This is a genomic window from Pseudomonas sp. GW822-FHT05A08 (assembly GCF_058800485.1).
In genome coordinates this window covers 2,189,265-2,206,673 of record NZ_CM179511.1, presented here as the reverse complement: position 1 = coordinate 2,206,673, position 17,409 = coordinate 2,189,265, and the positions used below count along the sequence as shown (strand labels likewise).

Here is a 17,409-nt window from a genome sequence, read left to right as displayed (position 1 = left end):
TTATGCCCCGGCGCCTATTCAAACGTTACATGCCAGATCCGACCAGCATCAGGGAACACAAGTCCTTACGCTTTCTTGGCACGTTGCTGCATGACCCCAACCTCTGGCACCTCAACCGGCACTCCGTGGCGCGCGCCATGGCGGTCGGCCTGTTCGCGGCCTTTATGCCGATCCCGGCGCAAATGCTGCTGGCAGCCGTGCTGGCCATTTCCGTGCGCGGCAACATGCCGATTGCCGTGAGCCTGGTCTGGCTGACCAATCCGATCACCATGCCGCCGGTGTTCTTCTGCACCTATCAGATCGGTGCCTGGTTGATGAACGTACCCGCCCGGACCCTGCCCGACGAGCTGACCTGGGAATGGATCAGCGGCGAACTCTCGACCCTCTGGCAACCCTTCCTGCTGGGCTCGCTGGTGGCTGGCCTGGTGCTGGGCGCCCTCGCCTATTGCCTGACCATGCTGTACTGGCGCTGGTGGGTCAGCCGGCAATGGCGCCGCCGCAAGCAGAGCCGACTGTAGAAACGCAAACGGCCTCCCGAGGGAGGCCGTTGTCGTTTCTGCGCGGGCTTACTGGCGCATGCCGCGACCACTGACCAGCAGGCGGGCACAACCGAAGTACAGGACCACGGTCGCCACCAGCATGAAGGTAATGGCCACGCTGATCTGGATGTCGGAAACCCCGAGGATGCCGAAACGGAAGGCGTTGACCATATGCAGCACCGGGTTGGCCAGCGACACCGTCTGCCAGAACGGTGGCAGCAGGGTGATGGAGTAGAACACCCCGCCCAGGTAGGTCAGCGGGGTCAGCACGAAGGTCGGGATGATCGAGATATCGTCGAAGTTGCGCGCGAACACCGCGTTGATAAAGCCCAACAGGGAAAAAATCGTCGCGGTGAGGACCACCACCAGCAAGGTGATGCCCAGGTGATGCACCTGCAGGTGGGTGAAGAACAACGACAGCAGGGTCACGATCACCCCCACCGCCAACCCCCGCAGGACACCGCCCAGGGTGTAGCCGATAAGGATGGTGTGCGGCGACACCGGCGACACCATCAACTCCTCGATGGAGCGCTGGAACTTGCTGCCGAAGAAACTCGAGACCACGTTGCCGTAGGAGTTGGTGATCACCGACATCATGATCAGGCCCGGCACGATGTACTCCATGTAGGTGAAACCACCCATGTCGCCGATCTGCCGACCGATCAGGTTACCGAAGATCACGAAGTACAGAACCATGGTGATCGCCGGCGGCAGCAGGGTCTGCGGCCAGATCCGGGTAAAACGCCGGACTTCGCGATAGACGATAGTGTTCAGCGCGACAAGGTTGGGCCGTAGCTCGGAACTCATACCGCCACCTTCGACAGGTTTTTCTCCACCAGGGACACGAACAGCTCCTCAAGGCGATTGGTTTTGTTACGCAGGCTCAGCACTTCGATGTTCTGCTGGGCCAACTGGCTGAACAGCGCGGTGATGCCCACGGCTTTGTCGACCTGGACTTCCAGGGTGTGGCTGTCCAGCAGCTTGCTTGGATAACCGATCAGTTGCGGCGCCACCTTCAGGTCGGTCTTCAGGTCGAGCAGGAAGGTTTCCACATGCAGCTGGCTCAGCAGCTGGCGCATGCTGGTGTTCTCGACGATGGTGCCGTGGTCGATGATGCCGATATTGCGGCACAGCTGCTCAGCCTCCTCCAGGTAATGGGTGGTGAGGATGATGGTGATGCCTTTCTGGTTCAGCTCGGTAAGGAAGGTCCACATCGAACGGCGCAGCTCGATGTCCACGCCGGCAGTCGGTTCGTCGAGGATCAACAGGCGCGGTTCGTGCACCAGGGCGCGGGCAATCATCAGGCGGCGCTTCATGCCGCCGGACAGCGAGCGCGACGGCACATCGCGCTTGTCCCACAAGCCGAGCTGGGTCAGGTACTGCTCGGCCCGCTCCTTGGCGACCTTGGTCGGGATACCGTAGTAACCGGCCTGGGTCACCACGATATCGAAGGTTTTCTCGAACTGGTTGAAGTTGAATTCCTGTGGCACCACGCCGATGCAGCGCTTGAGCGCGGCGGGCTCGCGATCCAGGTCATGGCCGAAGACATTCACCGTGCCGCTGGTCTTGTTCACCAGGGTCGAGAGGATGCCGATGGTGGTGGATTTGCCGGCACCGTTAGGGCCGAGCAAGGCGAAGAAGTCACCTTCGGCGACATCCAGATCGATACCACTCAGGGCCTGGAAACCGTTGCCGTAGGTTTTGGTTAGCTGCCGGATGGACAGAGCGGAACTCATATCGGATTTACGCACCAAGAAGGGAGAACATTATAGGTAAGGGCGGACCGCCTGCATTGCAACGGCGCCGGATACACCCAATGGTGCTTGCCGACGCCGCACAAGTACAGTCACCCGTATTGATAGTCAGTATTAAGTCAACGCAGTCATCACCGCCTTGCGGTAGGCCGGACGCTGTTGCAGGCGGGCGTACCAGGCTTGCAGATTAGACAATTGCGGGCGCTCGATGGGCATTTCGAACCAGGCATAAATGAAGCTGCCCAGAGGGATATCGCCGATGCCGATTTCCTCGCCGGACAGGTAGGGATGTTCGGCCAGGGCCTGGTCGACCACGGCCAGCAGTTCGCCGCAGCTGTTCAGCGCGGCATTGATCTTGTCCCAGTCCTGCTGCTGTGCCGGCGTGCGCAGCACACCCCAGAACAGGTGCCGGAAGGGTTCGGCGAAGGTCGAGGTGGTCCAGTCCATCCACTTCTCGGCCGAAGCCCGCGCCTGTACATCGCTCGGGTACCAGGCCGTGCCGGCGGCATGGCGCGCGGCGAGATAACGCACGATGGTGTTGGACTCCCACAGCACAAAGCCGTCGTCCTCGATCAGCGGAATCCGCCCATTGGGATTCATCGCCCGATATTCCGGGGTATCCACCACACCGAAGGCACCACCGGCATCCACCGCCTCGTAGGTCAGCCCGAGCTCTTCGGCGCACCACAATGCTTTCCTGACATTCGACGAGTTTTTCCGACCCCAGATCTTCAGCATGACCGCTCCTCAGTGATGAATGCCGAGGCAGTCTACGCCGGATCAGACCTGACTCAAATCACTCTGCATGTCGCCCAGCAGCAACGGCATCTGCTCGGCGAACAGATGCGGATAACACTTCTCCAGGTGTTTGAAGAAGAAGGTCTCGGGGACGTCGGCGAATTGTCCGTGGTCCAGCACGTATTCCATCATCTGCTCGCCCTGGCGATTGAACGGGTGGAACACGCTGTCATGACGGCCATCGAATTCCAGTGGCGCTACATCGTACATCTCGCAGAGTTTCCGGTTGAACGCCGGCGTGGCCTTGACCCAGCGTCCTTGCAGGTACAGCTCGGTATAGCCGTGCATGGCAAACACATCACTGCGCAGCAACTCCAGCAAACGCGGGGTCGACAAGTGATTGCGCACGTCCGCCAGGCCGATCCGCGCGGCGATCCCGCAATGCCGCGCGCAGCCGGCAAGTAGGGTGGCCTTGGGCACGCAGTAACTTTCGCCGGTAGCCAGGGCATGGCTGCCACGCAGGGTCTCGGGGTCGCGACTGAAGGTGTAGGGGTTGTAGCGCACGGCCTCGCGCACCGCGTAATAGAGGTTCACAGCCTGCTCCAACGGATCGCTGCTGGCGCCACGATGAGTTTCCGCGAACTCCACCACCGCGGGGTGGTCACTATCGATGAAGCGGCTGGGACTCAGGTACTCGTGCATGGGGATGATCTCCGAGTGAAGTCCCGAGTCTAACGACGGCCTCATCCCAGCGATAACGACGTTTCGGCCAAATATCAGAGGCTGCCGCTTCGAGCCTGACAAGATCGACACGCTGCTGACCCGATGCCTGACGTCTGCGTCCGCTTCTTCTTACCGCTGCAAGCGCACTGCCCTGTCACCCCTTTTGTCGGATGCCGACTAAGCTCTGTGGGTGATTTTGCCCCTGGTTTCACGGAGGATTAAATATGCTGTTGTTGTGGATACTGGTTCTGCTGGTCGGTATTGCCTACCTGGCCCACCGCCGCATTGCGCCCCTGCCCGCCCTGGGTGTGGTGGCCGTCTACCTGCTGGCCATGGGCGCCTTCAGCCGTGCACCGGGCTGGCTGCTGCTGATCTTCTGGGTATTGCTGGCCGCGGTGGCAGCGCCCTTGCTACTGCCCGACCTGCGCCGCAAGTACTTCAGCGCCCCGCTGTTCAGTTGGTTCCAGAAGGTCCTGCCACCGATGTCGCAAACCGAACGCGACGCCATCGATGCCGGCACGGTCTGGTGGGACGGTGAACTGTTCAGCGGCCGTCCGGACTGGGACAAGCTGCTGGCCTACCCGAAAGCGCAACTGAGCGAAGAGGAACAGGCCTTCATCGACGGCCCCACCGAAGAGCTGTGCGCCATGGTCAGCGACTGGCAGATCGGCCAGTCCATGGACCTGCCGCCCGCCGCCTGGGAGCACATCAAGCAACACGGTTTCTTTGCCCTGATCATCCCCAAGGAGTTCGGTGGCAAGGGGTTCTCCGCCTATGCCCACTCACAGGTGGCGATGAAACTGGCGACCCGCAGCGGCGACCTGGCGTCCACCGTGATGGTCCCCAACTCCCTCGGCCCGGCCGAGCTGCTGCTGCATTACGGCACCGACGAACAGCGTAACCACTACCTGCCGCGGCTGGCCCGTGGCGACGATATCCCCTGTTTCGCCCTCACCGGCCCGCTGGCCGGTTCCGACGCCGGCGCCATGCCCGATACCGGGGTGATCTGCAAAGGCCAGTGGCAAGGCGAGGAAACCCTCGGCCTGCGCCTGAACTGGGAAAAGCGCTACATCACCCTGGGCCCGGTCGCCACCCTCCTCGGCCTGGCCTTCAAGGCCTACGACCCGGACCATCTGCTGGGTGACGATGAAGACCTGGGGATCAGCCTGGCGCTGATTCCGACCGACACCCCCGGCGTGGAAATCGGCCGTCGCCACCTGCCGCTCGGCGCTGCCTTCATGAACGGTCCGAACTCCGGCAAGGACGTGTTCATTCCCCTGGACTTCCTTATCGGCGGCCAGGAAATGCTCGGCAAGGGCTGGATGATGCTGATGAACTGCCTGTCGGTCGGCCGCTCCATTTCCCTGCCGGCCGTCGGCACTGGCGCGGCCAAGTTCACCAGCCTGGTGACCGGCCAATATGCCCAGGTACGTGAGCAGTTCAATGTCCCGCTCAATGCCTTCGAAGGCATCCAGGAAGCCCTGGCCCGCATCGGCGGCAACGCCTGGCTGATGGACAGCGCGCGCATGCTCACGGCCAATGCCGTCGACCTGGGGGAAAAGCCCTCGGTGCTGTCGGCGATTCTCAAGTACCACCTGACCGAGCGCGGTCGCGAATGCATCGGCCACGCGATGGATGTGCACGGCGGCAAGGCCATCATCATGGGCCCGAACAACTACCTGGGCCGCAGTTGGCAAGGCGCGCCGATCTTCATCACCGTGGAAGGCGCGAACATTCTCTCGCGCAACCTGATGATCTTCGGCCAGGGCGCCATTCGCTGCCATCCGTTCGTGCTCAAGGAAATGGCCCTGGCCGGTCGCGAAGACCACGATCAGGCGCTGGTCGAATTCGACGGCCTGCTGCTCAAGCACATCGGTTTTGCCGTGGGCAACGCGGCCAGCACCCTGGTGCTGAACCTGGGCCTGGGGCACTTCGAACAGGCGCCGGGGGACAAGCTCAGCCAAGGTTATTTCCGCGCCCTCAACCGCCAGGCCGCGGCCTTCGCCATGCTGGCCGACCTGAGCATGATGTTGCTGGGCGGCGAGCTGAAGCGTCGCGAACGCCTGTCGGCACGCCTCGGCGATGTGCTCAGCCACATGTACCTCGCCTCCGCCGCACTCAAGCGCTACCACGACCTGGATTCGCCGGAGCATCTGCAGCCGCTGTTCACCTGGGCTATGGAAGAAAGCCTCGGCCAGTCGGAACGAGCCCTGGACGAACTGCTCGAGAACTTCCCTAACCGGGTGCTGGGTTGCCTGCTGCGGGTGGTGGTATTCCCGTTCGGCCGCCGTCACAAAGGCCCGTCCGACCAGTTGGACGCCGAGGTCGCCGCGATCATCGGCCGGGCCAAGGGCGACCCGACCCTGGAAGAGCTGCTGGCCGGCTGCTACCGCCCACAATCGGCGCAGGACCCGGTCGGCGCCCTGCAACACGCCTTCGACTCGTTGAACGCCAGTCACCCGCTGCAGAAAAAACTGCACGAGGCGCTGAAAAGTGGCCAGGTCAAACCGGTGGCCGGCGAACATGCCATCGACGCCGCGCTGGAGGCCGGCGTGTTGCAACCGGTGGAAGCCCAGACCCTGCGCGAGGCTGAAGCCGCCCGCCGCAAAGTCATCGATGTCGATGACTTCGCCAAGGAAGAGCTGACCCTGAGCGAAGGGAAAACCCGCTAAGGCGCAGGACCGTCAGGCGGATTATGAAACCGGGCGCAGGAGCTATATACTCCCGCGCCCGTTTTGCTGTTGAGGACTCATGTCATGTCCAACGTCGTCGCCGATCATCTCGTCCTGCTCGACCATTTGCGCAGTATCCTGGTCGCCGTGGGTGAAGCCGAGCAGGTTCCCGAAGAAAGCCATGCCTTGTTCCTGGAACGCTTCGACGAACTGCGCGCCTCGCTGCCGATCGACCCGATCGAAAGCCAGTACCTGGGCCAGGATCTGCTGTGCCAGGTGATGCAGCGTTATCCACAGGTCGCCCATCTGGTACCGCGCGACCTGCTGTGGTTCTTCGCTGGGGATTGCCTGCACTACATGCCCGACGAGGAAATCGACCTGTACCAGGCGCTCGAAGAGCGTCGCTACGAAGCCGAGCAGAATGATGAACCGTTCGACTGGAACCAGGAAAAGCAGCTGCTGGCGCTCTCCGCCCAGGACAGCAAGCACTGAGTCCGGCCCGGACACTACAAAGGCCCGCACGGTTGAACCGGCGGGCCTTTTTTCTACCCATGAGCGGCTGGCTCAACCCGCTCCATCGCCTTCGGGCTGTTCGTAGCCTTTCGCCTCCTGCTTGCCCTGCCGGCTCAAGGTCGGCTCCTTGGCCAGGCACTCCACCAGGTAATCGATGAATACCCGCAGCTTCGGCGGCAGGTAACGGGTTGGCGAATGCAACAGCCAGGCACCGCCATGGTAGGAAGCGAGAAACGTCCAGTCCGGTAGAACCTGCACCAGCAAGCCCTGCTCCAGGGCATGCCGCGCGGTGAAGTACGGCAAGCTGCCGATGCCGATATGCTCCAGCACCGCCCCCAGCCGTACCCCGGTGTGATTGGCCGCATAACGCCCACGCACGCCAACCGTCACCGACTTGCTGCCCTTCTTGAACTTCCAGCGCGCATCGCTGGGGGTTTCACCCAGGTAAATGCAACTGTGGTTGAGCAGATCCTGGGGATGGCTGGGCGTCCCGTGCTCGGCCAGGTACTGCGGCGTGGCGCACAGCATATGATCGATGGTCAGCAACTGGCGCCCGACCAGCCCCGCCGGCGGCCGATCGGTGATGCGGATGGCCAGGTCCACGTTGTCGTCGATCAGGTCGATGTTGCGATCTTCCAATAACAACTCGACATCGACCTTGGGGTAACGCCGCAGAAACTCGGGCATGTACGGATGCACGACAAAACGCCCCACGGCCTTGGGCACGCTGACCCGCACCAGCCCTTCGGCCTCGTGGGTGAACTGACCGCTGATTTCCATCACCGACTTGGCGGCGCTGACCATTTCGCTGCAGCGCTTGAACACCTCCTCGCCCCCTTCGCTCAAGCGCAACTTGCGCGTGGTGCGTTGCAGCAAGCGAGTCGCCAGCGCCTTCTCCAGACGGGAAATGCTGCGACTCACCGCCGAGGGTGACGAACCCAACTGGCGGGCGGCTTCGGAGAAGCTGCCGACCTCGACGACCTTGACGAAAATCGCCATTTCGCCCAGCAGCGGAAGGGGGAGATTTATGCTCACAGCACAACAGTCCTTTGAGGTTTGAACGGATTATCACGCAATTCCGCCGCGCCATATAATTAAAAAAGGTATTTTAATAAGGGCACGGAATATGACGCTTCGCCTCTTTTTTCATAATGATGAACTCAAGGCCAACGTTGAAGTGCTCGAATGCACCCCGCAGGACAACGAATTCGCGGTGATCCTGCGTGCCACGATCTTTCATCCCCAAGGCGGCGGCCAACCCTGCGACACCGGCTGGATCGGCGAAAGCCAGGTGTTGCGCGTGGTCCAGGAACCCGAGCGAATCATTCATTACGTCAGCCAGCCGGTGCAACCGGGCATGGTCCAGGTCCAGGTCGATGAACAGCGCCGCCAGTTCAATACCCGCATGCACTCGGCCGGGCACCTGATCGGTCATTTCGGCGAAACCCGCGGCTGGGTCCCGGTCAAGGCCCATCACTGGCCTGGTGAGGGCCGCGTGTCCTTCAAGCCCGGGGACAGCCCGCAGGAACTCGACGTCGACAGCCTGCAGAGTGGCATCGATCACTGGATTGCCGCCGACCTGCCGCGCCTGGTCTCGCTGCGTGAAGGCTCGCGGGAAATCGGTTTCGGCGAGCTTCCCGCCTATGGCTGCGGGGGGACCCATGTGAAGCGCCTGAAGGAATTGGGCAACGTCACTATCGCCTCCCTCTCGCAGAAGAAAGGAATGCTTTCGGTTCACTACCACGTGGACTGATTCATCGGCGGTGTCGCCTTGCACATCACGCGACGCATCGCCTGACACAGGGGAAACCCGCGTGCGCGGGTTCGACGATTATCGGATAGAGGGATCTGCAGATGATGCTTGACGTCGAGCGTCTCGATGAGACGTGCATAAAGAAACTGGCCCAGGAACAAGTGCTCGCCCTGCGCATCAAGAATTTCCTGCCGCACACCCAGGCGATCCAGCTGGGTGACAAGATTCTCGCTCCCGGCTTCGAGGGCTACATCAACGCCCCCAGCATCGGGCGGATCGGCATGGCGTTTTATGAGGCGGAAAACCAGCCGCTGCTGATCGAAGACTATTTCGAACGCGCCACCGCCAACATCGCCGAACTGCGCACGCGTTGCGCGCCCTATGCGTCTCCCGTCGACACCCTGCGCTGCATGCTCGACGAGTCCTGGCCGGCCGGCGCCCACCTGGAAAACCTGTACGGGCGCAAGATGTACGTTGGCCTGTCGCGGGTGGTGAAACCCGGGGTGTGCTTCCTTGCCCATCACGACATTTTCGCCAAGGACGCCCCCGACAGCTTCCAGGCCCACAGCCTGGAGGCGCAGTTCGCCTGCAACCTCTACCTGAACATGCCTGACGCGGGTGGCGCCCTGCAGATGTGGAATCACGATATTTCCCCGGACCAGTTCGACGACATGCGCGGCGACAGCTACGGCATCGAGCCCGCCCTGCTCGGCACACCCTCGCTGGAGATCCGCCCGGAGCCCGGAGATTTCATCATGTTCAACTCAAGGCGCATGCACGCAGTCACCTCGGGGGTGGCCAACCCGCGCCTGAGCCTTTCCTTTTTTGTCGGCTATCGCGGCAGCTCGTCCCCCCTGACCTTCTGGAGTTGAAATGCTTTCCAACTATCTAGGCGAATTCCTGGCCCTGGCGACCATCCACTTTCTCGCCGTGGTGGCTCCCGGGCCTGACTTTGCCGTGACCATCCGCCAGAGCGTGCGCTTTGGCCGGGTGGTCGGGCTGTGCACGGCCATCGGCATCGGCGCGGGGATTTCCGTGCATGTGCTGTACACCCTGCTGGGGGTCGGTGCGCTGATGCATACCACGCCATGGCTGCTGAACGTGGCCAAGGTGGTAGGCGGCGCCTACATTCTTTATCTCGGGGTCAGCCTGTTGCGCAGCAAACCCAAGACATCGATCGAGGGCAGCGACACGAACAACGATCAGGTGCAGCGGCAGACCTTGCCCAAGGCCTTCATGACCGGTTTCCTGACCAACGCCACCAACCCCAAGGCCACGCTGTTCTTCCTGGCGATTTTCACCACGGTGATCAGCGCCACCACGCCCCTCAAGGTGCAGGCGCTCTACGGTGTATGGATGTGTTGTGTGAACGCGCTGTGGTTCGTGATCGTCGCGCTGTTCTTTTCCAGCCCGCGGGTGCGCTTGCTGTTCATGCGCATGGGCCACTGGTTCGAGCGAACCATGGGAGTGATCCTGATTCTGTTCGCCGGGCGCCTGATCCTGTCGATGTAAGCCGCATCCCAACGCCTTGCTCAAGCGAGCCGCCAGCAACTGGCGGCTCGACACAGGCTTGCTAAGTTCCGATCCCCGATCAGTTGGCGGATGACAAGGCCTGAAGCAAGATTCCCTGCGGTTTTGCCATTTCGTCCAGTACTGAAAAGTGCGTGCAGCCCGGCACGTGAATCAGCTGCACAGACTCTCCCCGGGCCAACGCCTGCTTGGCGTACTCATCAGACTGGCGGACCAGTTCCGACAGTTCGTCGGCACCTACCGCCACCCATGTATGGGCGCCCTTACTGATATGGTGCAGCGGGCTATAGGCATTGATCTCCGCTTCCGAGAGACTCAGTTTCTGGTTGAGCCACGACAGGCTTATGGGTTCCAGGTCGACCAATGCGCTGATCGCCAGGACATCGGTCACCCATGGGTGCGAACGGAACTGGATCGCCAGGTGGCCTCCTGCCGAGTGCCCGCTCAGGACCACCTTGTGCCCCGCAATACCCAGGTGATCAACGTCGGCCTGAAGATGCTCGAGCAGGCTGCCAATTTCGCTGACGATCTGTGTCATCGAGGCCTGCGGCGCGAGCGTATATTCGGCCAGGACGACGTTGAACCCCGCAGCCAGGGGACCGGCGGCGATGAAGGCGAAATCTTCCTTGCTGCAATTCTGCCAATACCCGCCATGGATGAAGATGAACGTCGGGGCGTCGGCTTTGCCACAGGGCAACCAGTCATAACGCTGCCTGGAGCCGGTGCCGTAAGGCAGATCGAGCCGGCCGGCCACAGAGGCGTAGAAATTGGCGCTACGCGCCTGCAGGGCTGCGTAGATACCGGGGAAATCCGGCACTGCCTCAGTGTTGTTATACGCCGCATCGAGCTGGGCTTGATTCATGTCGCGATAGAGAATGGTCATGGTCATCTCCGATGGAAGGAATGTTTAAAAAGGCTTGGTCAGCGGCCTGCGGTTGGTGCGGACGTGTCCGTCATCGGGCAGGAAGGTTTCAGGGGAGCGGCTTCGCTGTCCACGGCTGCTCTCTGTGAGAGGAATGCCACGCGTGGTTGGGGACTGTAGGCAGGGTGGTGGGCGGAACGCGGCTCGAATGCGCTAAAGAGTGAGTGGAGCCCAGGTCAGACGTAAATCAGCCGAATCTTAAATTTCTCTAGGATTTATCTTGCCATGGCCGCCCTGGGTGAACGGCGCAACGGCATATCAACTTGAAGCGGGGAGATACTCAGGCGGGGGCCATGCAGGCCAGCGCGATGTTGGGAAAGCCGGCGCTGAGTGCGTCCGGCCCGCTCAGTCAGCACCGCGATTATCCAGGATGGGGTGCTCGGAATACTGTCCTGATGACCGGTTCGCCGCGCTCAAGCCCGTGCAGGGGCTCGTTGAGTATTCTCCAGGGCCTGCCTCAGCACCTGCTGGGTCAGGGGCTTGAACACCACCTCATCCATCCCGGCGGCCAGGCAGCGCTGGATTTCCGCGTCCTCGGCACTGGCGGTCGCCCCCAGGATCCAGCAGCGCCGGCGCCCCTTCTCGCGCTCCATCTGGCGGATGCGCACGGTCAAGTCATAGCCGCCCAGGCGTGGCATCTGGCTGTCGGTGATCAACACATCGTACTCGGCGGCCAGCCAGGCTTCCCACGCCGCCTGCCCATCCTCGACCAGCGTCACGCGATGCCCCAGAACCAGCAATTGCTCTTCCAGCGTCAACCGGCTGAACGCATTGTCCTCAGCAACGAGGATATTCAGCGAAAGCGGCTCCGTGCTCGCCTGCGGTACTTCTGCCGCGGCTTCGGCAGGCGCCTCGGCCAGAGGCAGTTGCAGGGTCACGCTGAAGCAGGAGCCTATATCCGGTTCACTGCTCAGGACGATAGTGCCGCCCATGAGTTCGACCAGCCGCCGGGTGATATTCAGCCCCAGCCCACTGCCAAAGGTTTGCCCGGCCTGAGCCGAACTGACCTGGGAGAATGGCTGGAACAATCTGGCCTGGTCCTGCTCCGAGATGCCGATACCGCTGTCGATGACCTCCAGCAACAGGTGCAGATGTTCTGCCTCCCGGCTGCCCGAGGCATGCAGCGTCACCCGGCCGCGCTCGGTGAACTTGATGGCATTGCTCAGCAGGTTGAACAGCACCTGTTTCAAATGCAGCGGGTCGATCAGCACCCATTGCTCCATGTCGCCGGTGAAGCGCATCTCGAACGCCAGCTGCTTCTGCCGCGCCATGCCGACCACCAGGGGCGCGATCGCTTCGATCTGGGCCTTGAGCAGCACGGCCTCGGGCGCCGAGTCGATCATCCCCGACTCGATCCGGTTCAGGTCGAGCACATTGCCGAGCAACAGCAGCAGACCCTGTGCCGCCTCCTGAGCGACGGCCAGCGACGCCAGGTCCAGCTCGCCCCGTTCGGCCTTCTGCTGCACCACTTCCTGCAGGCCGATGATGGCGTTCAGCGGGGTACGGATCTCATGGCTCATGGTGGACAAAAAGATGCTCTTGGCCTCGTTGGCCGCTTCGGCCTTCTCCCGCGCCAGCGCCAGCTCACCTTCGGCCTGGCGAGTCTTGCGCACCTGCCGGGTCAGGTAGAACCCCCAGATCAGCGACAACAGGACCAGCAAGCCGAAGACACCGCCAAGCCGGAGGATATTACTGCGATGATCCCGCCAGAAATGGCTGCCCAAGGTGGAAATACGCGGCTCCCACTGTTCCACGATGTCCGCCACTTCCTCCGGGGTGATCGCCACCTGGGCCTTCTCCAGGATGCTGCGCAGTTCTTCCTGCCCCTTCAGCACCCCAAGGCTGACCGGGCGGGAGAACTCGTCGAGAATGCCGATTACGCGCAAGCGGTTGTTGAAACGCTGGGCGGACAGGAAACGACCGGTGTAGTCACTGCCAATGAACGCGTCGCTACGCCCGTCGTCGACACTGCGCATGGCCTCCAGAAAGTTGGGATAGATCTGTAAGCGGATATCCGGATAGTTCTGCTGGATGATCTGATTGACGAAATAACCCGGGACGCTGGCCAGGCGCTTGCCTTGCAGGTCATTCAGGCTGTGGAAAGAACTGCCCTGGGTACGGGCTGCCTTGGGTCCGGCCATCAGTACCACCGAGCTCCTCAGATAAGGAAGAAGGATATCCATATAGGCCTCGGTGTCGGTGTCGGCAGACGTAACCGAGGTCATCAGGGTCTTGCCCTCGGTTATCTGCGCGTTCATCTCGGCATAATTCTGCGCGCGGACAGGGCGGAACGTCAGGCCGCTGCGCTGGCTGAGCAACTTGAGATAGTCGGGGCCGATACCCCGCACCTGCCCACTGTTGTCCAATTGTCCCAAGGCGCCGAGAGAGTCATGGACAGTCACCGGGATTTCCGGATGGGCGGTCAGCCAACGGTTCTCGGCGGGCGTCAGCGTCACGCGTTGCTGGGTCAGGCGCAGGCTGCTCCCCGCACTCCAATTGCGCAGAATACTTTCGCTATGGCGTGAGCGAATGGTCGGAAGGGCTCGTTCGATCACGGCATGCAGGCGAGTATCGGAGGCGCGCACCAGGAAGCCGAAACCACGGCTTTCCACCGGCGCGAAGTTTTCGATGTGCAGGTCCAGCAGGTAGTTGATGTTGATCAGATAGTGGGCCGATACCGCATCATCGATCACCCCATCGACCTCTCCCAGGCTCAACGCCTCGAGCGCGCGCAGCGGCGAGGCGAATGGCAGGATCTGGCTGTACGGATAAACCGCGGAGACCTTTTCCTCGACACGGTAGCCGGCAAACACCCCCAGCCGGGTGCCGGGTGCCTGTGGGTCGTAAGGATGGCGTTCGGCTGTCACCAGCACCGGTTGGTTCGGTTCATAGGCCTGGGTCAGTAGCAGACCGTTATCCTCGGCATCCATCGCGGAGCCACCGCCGACCAGGTCAATCTCACCATTGTGCAGCGCGTCCAGCGCCGCCTGCCTGGAAGGGAATTGACGGACCTTGGGGGGGATCTCGAACAACAGGGCGAGGTAATCCGCGGTGATGCCCTGGAAACGATTGACGTCAAGCATGCCCAGCGGCGGATAGTCGGGCAATGCCACTCCGATCGTGAGTGGGCCTCTGCTTGCCAGCCACTGCCGGTCTACTTCACTCAGCCATGGCCGGCTGGTCACTGCCACCCTTGAGACGAGGGAAATATCGGGTTCCTGTGCGACCAGGGCGGGTGACAGAACAAGTAACAGGCAGAGAGCGACCATCCGACAACACGCTGGAATCATGGAATACCTTCCTGTGAATCGAACCCCGGCAACCTGCGCAAATGGGCCGTTGTCCCACGAGCAACAGCGTCACCCTCTTATGGAGAGTGCCGCTTTGATCTGTGGCAATGGGGGATGGATCAAGAGTGATCCGTCGGTATTCTAGCCGGGCGCCGGCGGTTGTGACATCGAGCGGCGAAAGCCTTTCTCGACTATGCGCGCCCTTGTGCTCTGATGGACTCGGGAAGGCTGGACAGCAACTGGCTCGCGATAGCCATCCGATCGGGGCAGGCAACAGGTCGTCGAGCAGAAGAATATGTGCCCGCCACCGATGACGATCAGTTGTAGTTGAGAACGAAGCTCATGGTCGCATCGCCCTTGCCCGGTTTTATCTCGCCACCTGTCGGAACGTATTTGGCACTGCCGGAGAACCGGTAAATGGAGCCCTCCGCCACCTCTCTATTCCAATCGAGGGCGACGGACCTGGCAATATCGAACGGCAACTTGACGCCCTTGTTATTGACCAGGGAAATACCCACCCCCGACGCGACACCCGCCTGGCCCAGCTTGGAAAGCTTGAGCATGCCATCGGCCTGGGAGCTACCTTCGAAGTAGACTTTTACCGGAACCTTTGTATTAGGTTTCAAACCATCACAACGGACATCGAAGTTGAACGGCACCTCTCTGACGCTACCCTTGGCAATATTTTCGATGGTCTGTTTACCCATCGGTACATTGACCGCCGCCCCTACCGATTCGCATCCGGCGAAAAACACATCGTTGACCAGTTCGGTACCGCCTTGTGATCTGACCACAAGGGATCTGTCTCCCATTTGCCAGTTCACCTTGAGGTCCATCGGAACATTACCTGAGGCTACGGCGCGATTGGTACGAACGAATATCACATCGATGAACTTGGGAAGGATCGCTGATGAGCTTGAGCCAACAGAATAAGAGTATGGAGCACACCAAGTGTCGTCGTTAAAACTAAGCGCCAGGCAGAATTTAACACCGACGCCTTTAATACCGGTTTCATAGACCTTGGGCAGTGCCGATGGCGTAAACGCGGTATCTACTGTAATAGAAACATCAGTTTTACTGGAACAACTTGCCAGCCCACTCCAGAGGCTCGTTCTGTATGTTGCAAGTACCTGCCCAACGGGAGCAGCCTTGATGATCATTTTAGAGGGAAGAATCATATCCATTGTGAGTTGCGCTGGAGGATAGCCGGTCCAGGTGCAAGTAACTGCAAGTACATCCCGGGCACACAGGCTGGATAAAAATATCAAGATAAACATTATCTTGCGCACATATAGAGTTCCTTCCCAGGCCACATTAAGTGCCCAGATACACATCGATGATGACCCAAAAGAAGTAGCGAGAAAGTTCTCGTCGCCACTAATAAAAGACGCCAAGCCTCAGCTAGAGATAACACCGTCGTATTTGAGGATTCCACCGAAATCGCCAATGACTTCGAATTCAACCTTGAGGTCGTTAGCCTGGACGCCGCTCGGCAGTTCCGCCATCTCGACCCGGGAAGTCGCGGCCGGCGCGACCATATCGATCGGTGCGGTGAAACTCTTGCTTCCCATCCGCAACGTGATCGCGGCAAAAGACAAATGGAAAGCCGACGGGTTGGCCACTTCCAGATAGGGTTTGCCGTCTTTGGCAAGCAGGCGCCACTTCAGTTGCTGGGGGGCCTCCGCGACCTTGCCCGGTAGCCCGGCCGGCCGGTAGAACAGCTTGAGGCGCTGCTGCACGGCGATTTGCAGGGTGTTTTCCTCCCGGGACTTTTGCGGAATCTCCCGCACGTTCAGCCAGTACACCGACTCCTTGTCGGTCGGCAGGCCCTTGCCGCTGTAGAGGATGCGCAACACCTGCTGCTGTTCGCCAGCCAGGCGCTTGAGCACCGGGGTGATGGCGAAAGGCACATCCTCGCTCTTGTCGGCCGACTCGATCCAGGCCTGGAACATCAAGTCCTCGGTCGCGCTGTTCTTGATCACCAGGGACGCTTCCTTGCTCGGCGCCGCAAGCACCACACGGGTGTTTTCCAGGTTGATGCCAGCCTGGGAACAAGCAGGCAAAAACAGGGCGAAGCTGGCCAGAATCAATCCGGCGATGACTGGAGTCTTCACGGTAAATTCTCTACCTCGGTATGCGTCGAAGGGCGGCCCCCCCGTTGTTACGCGCCATGCAAAAACATCGATGGACTCGACGAAGCGAACCGTGCGGGTATTCGTGACGTTCGAGAAAGTCAGGAGGCGGGAAAACTACATTAGATAGGCGTCGTAATCAGTAGGACGATTCCTAAAAGGAACAAAATGCTCACTCACTATGCGAAAGCCGAAAAGAGCGAACAGAATAAGCAATCATCCTCAGAGCCCATATTGATGGATACCTGTCTGCGCATCAGTGCTTTCTAAAAACAAGTGTTTTCGATCCATAAGCTCCAGATCGAAGGTATTTCTATTAGCCCTGACATTCAAAATTTCATGCCATCATGGATCTGATATTTCCCGACATGAATGAAGTATCAACCCTGTCGGCTTACATCCTGATTTTAACTTAGAAACCCCTCTCACAGAACAAAAGCACCGCAACCCGAACTGCCCAGGCTCGACGATCGAGAAGGCCTGCCAGGCAGGCCTAAAGCCCTGGCCCGCTGATTGTGAGATGCCTCCCAAAGCGGAGAAAGCAGCGGTTCCCCCAGGGAATCGCGCTCCTGATTCTGCCACGCCATCGGGCATCAGGCTGCAAGGACTTCAATATGACGAGCGCAATAGCTTGCCCTCTTACTTCAACTAGGAAAGAGCCGTATACCAGTTAAGAAAGTTCTGGTTTTTTATTTTATTTCCTTTTGTTAATTAATAGACCCCTCTGAGCAACCAGGCATTTACATGCAAATAACTCCAGCCTCAACGCTGGCGCGTACAGGCTCGCAATCAACTCTCCCGCGAAATCAGATAATCCTTCGAAACAGTCGAATAGCCACTTTT

General features: G+C 60.4%; 15 protein-coding genes. 6 read left to right on the top strand and 9 right to left on the bottom strand.

All coding sequences use genetic code 11. From position 1 onward, the window contains the following. Window positions 1-2: 2 nt before the first annotated feature. Window positions 3-518, top strand: a complete 516-nt coding sequence (locus AC3RCP_RS09995) for a DUF2062 domain-containing protein (protein WP_007931653.1) — start codon at window positions 3-5, stop codon at window positions 516-518. A gap of 48 nt (window positions 519-566) precedes the next feature. Here the strand turns inward: AC3RCP_RS09995 and AC3RCP_RS09990 are convergent, their stop codons facing one another. From AC3RCP_RS09990 to AC3RCP_RS09975, 4 genes are all read right to left on the bottom strand, one after another. Next, on the bottom strand, window positions 567-1,346 hold the full coding sequence (locus AC3RCP_RS09990; RefSeq protein ID WP_007931651.1) for an ABC transporter permease: 780 nt from the start codon (window positions 1,344-1,346) through the stop codon (window positions 567-569). After that, on the bottom strand, window positions 1,343-2,275 hold the full coding sequence (locus AC3RCP_RS09985; RefSeq protein ID WP_007931649.1) for an ABC transporter ATP-binding protein: 933 nt from the start codon (window positions 2,273-2,275) through the stop codon (window positions 1,343-1,345). Before AC3RCP_RS09985 ends, AC3RCP_RS09990 begins: the two co-directional genes overlap by 4 nt. Window positions 2,276-2,407: 132 nt before the next feature. Beyond that, complete coding sequence (locus AC3RCP_RS09980; protein ID WP_009042835.1) at window positions 2,408-3,031, bottom strand: glutathione S-transferase family protein; 624 nt, start codon at window positions 3,029-3,031, stop codon at window positions 2,408-2,410. A gap of 42 nt (window positions 3,032-3,073) precedes the next feature. Then, the gene (locus AC3RCP_RS09975; protein WP_007931646.1) at window positions 3,074-3,733 is read right to left on the bottom strand and encodes a transglutaminase-like domain-containing protein; all 660 of its coding nucleotides are present in this window, start codon (window positions 3,731-3,733) and stop codon (window positions 3,074-3,076) included. 245 nt (window positions 3,734-3,978) lie between these two features. Here AC3RCP_RS09975 and AC3RCP_RS09970 point away from each other — a divergent pair, with 245 nt between their 5' ends. Both AC3RCP_RS09970 and AC3RCP_RS09965 read left to right on the top strand, forming a co-directional pair. Continuing rightward, entirely contained in the window at window positions 3,979-6,426 is a 2,448-nt protein-coding gene (locus tag AC3RCP_RS09970) for an acyl-CoA dehydrogenase (RefSeq protein WP_492571668.1), read from the top strand. Window positions 6,427-6,510: 84 nt separating this feature from the next. Next, a complete protein-coding gene (locus AC3RCP_RS09965) occupies window positions 6,511-6,918 on the top strand; it encodes a PA2817 family protein (protein ID WP_007931642.1) in 408 nt (135 codons plus the stop codon). A gap of 72 nt (window positions 6,919-6,990) precedes the next feature. On the opposite strand, the gene AC3RCP_RS09960 is transcribed toward AC3RCP_RS09965, so the two are convergent. Continuing rightward, window positions 6,991-7,974, bottom strand: coding sequence for a LysR family transcriptional regulator (locus AC3RCP_RS09960; RefSeq protein ID WP_007931640.1), 984 nt, complete (start codon window positions 7,972-7,974; stop codon window positions 6,991-6,993). Window positions 7,975-8,065: 91 nt separating this feature from the next. On the opposite strand from AC3RCP_RS09960, the gene AC3RCP_RS09955 reads away from it, so the two are divergent. The 3 genes from AC3RCP_RS09955 (at window position 8,066) to AC3RCP_RS09945 (ending at window position 10,204) form a co-directional block, all read left to right on the top strand. Next, window positions 8,066-8,692: an alanyl-tRNA editing protein gene (locus AC3RCP_RS09955; RefSeq protein ID WP_007931638.1), complete on the top strand. Its 627-nt coding sequence runs from the start codon at window positions 8,066-8,068 to the stop codon at window positions 8,690-8,692. A gap of 101 nt (window positions 8,693-8,793) precedes the next feature. Continuing rightward, window positions 8,794-9,564, top strand: coding sequence for a 2OG-Fe(II) oxygenase (locus AC3RCP_RS09950; RefSeq protein WP_492571669.1), 771 nt, complete (start codon window positions 8,794-8,796; stop codon window positions 9,562-9,564). 1 nt (window position 9,565) lies between these two features. Further along, complete coding sequence (locus tag AC3RCP_RS09945) at window positions 9,566-10,204, top strand: LysE family translocator (protein ID WP_009042830.1); 639 nt, start codon at window positions 9,566-9,568, stop codon at window positions 10,202-10,204. A gap of 79 nt (window positions 10,205-10,283) precedes the next feature. Here the strand turns inward: AC3RCP_RS09945 and AC3RCP_RS09940 are convergent, their stop codons facing one another. The 4 genes from AC3RCP_RS09940 to AC3RCP_RS09925 all read right to left on the bottom strand — a co-directional run bounded on the left by AC3RCP_RS09940 (window position 10,284) and on the right by AC3RCP_RS09925 (window position 16,548). Beyond that, complete coding sequence (locus AC3RCP_RS09940; protein ID WP_492571670.1) at window positions 10,284-11,105, bottom strand: alpha/beta hydrolase; 822 nt, start codon at window positions 11,103-11,105, stop codon at window positions 10,284-10,286. A 452-nt stretch (window positions 11,106-11,557) separates the two neighbouring features. Then, on the bottom strand, window positions 11,558-14,434 hold the full coding sequence (locus AC3RCP_RS09935) for an ATP-binding protein (RefSeq protein WP_101337215.1): 2,877 nt from the start codon (window positions 14,432-14,434) through the stop codon (window positions 11,558-11,560). Window positions 14,435-14,751: 317 nt separating this feature from the next. After that, on the bottom strand, window positions 14,752-15,723 hold the full coding sequence (locus AC3RCP_RS09930; protein WP_101337214.1) for a fimbrial protein: 972 nt from the start codon (window positions 15,721-15,723) through the stop codon (window positions 14,752-14,754). Between the two features lie 108 nt (window positions 15,724-15,831). Then, window positions 15,832-16,548 carry a fimbrial biogenesis chaperone gene (locus AC3RCP_RS09925; protein ID WP_101337213.1) on the bottom strand — a complete coding sequence of 239 codons (717 nt, stop codon included), beginning with the start codon at window positions 16,546-16,548 and terminating at the stop codon, window positions 15,832-15,834. Window positions 16,549-17,409: the final 861 nt, after the last annotated feature.

Excerpts from the sequence above, each read along its gene's own strand:
- AC3RCP_RS09990 (WP_007931651.1), bottom strand. The coding sequence starts at position 1,346 with ATGAGTTCCGAGCTACGGCCCAACCTTGTCGCGCTGAACACTATCGTC.
- AC3RCP_RS09945 (WP_009042830.1), top strand. The coding sequence starts at position 9,566 with ATGCTTTCCAACTATCTAGGCGAATTCCTGGCCCTGGCGACCATCCAC.
- AC3RCP_RS09985 (WP_007931649.1), bottom strand. The coding sequence starts at position 2,275 with ATGAGTTCCGCTCTGTCCATCCGGCAGCTAACCAAAACCTACGGCAAC.
- AC3RCP_RS09980 (WP_009042835.1), bottom strand. The coding sequence starts at position 3,031 with ATGCTGAAGATCTGGGGTCGGAAAAACTCGTCGAATGTCAGGAAAGCA.
- AC3RCP_RS09995 (WP_007931653.1), top strand. The coding sequence starts at position 3 with ATGCCCCGGCGCCTATTCAAACGTTACATGCCAGATCCGACCAGCATC.
- AC3RCP_RS09965 (WP_007931642.1), top strand. The coding sequence starts at position 6,511 with ATGTCCAACGTCGTCGCCGATCATCTCGTCCTGCTCGACCATTTGCGC.
- AC3RCP_RS09975 (WP_007931646.1), bottom strand. The coding sequence starts at position 3,733 with ATGCACGAGTACCTGAGTCCCAGCCGCTTCATCGATAGTGACCACCCC.
- AC3RCP_RS09935 (WP_101337215.1), bottom strand. The coding sequence starts at position 14,434 with ATGATTCCAGCGTGTTGTCGGATGGTCGCTCTCTGCCTGTTACTTGTT.
- AC3RCP_RS09970 (WP_492571668.1), top strand. The coding sequence starts at position 3,979 with ATGCTGTTGTTGTGGATACTGGTTCTGCTGGTCGGTATTGCCTACCTG.
- AC3RCP_RS09940 (WP_492571670.1), bottom strand. The coding sequence starts at position 11,105 with ATGACCATTCTCTATCGCGACATGAATCAAGCCCAGCTCGATGCGGCG.
- AC3RCP_RS09950 (WP_492571669.1), top strand. The coding sequence starts at position 8,794 with ATGATGCTTGACGTCGAGCGTCTCGATGAGACGTGCATAAAGAAACTG.
- AC3RCP_RS09955 (WP_007931638.1), top strand. The coding sequence starts at position 8,066 with ATGACGCTTCGCCTCTTTTTTCATAATGATGAACTCAAGGCCAACGTT.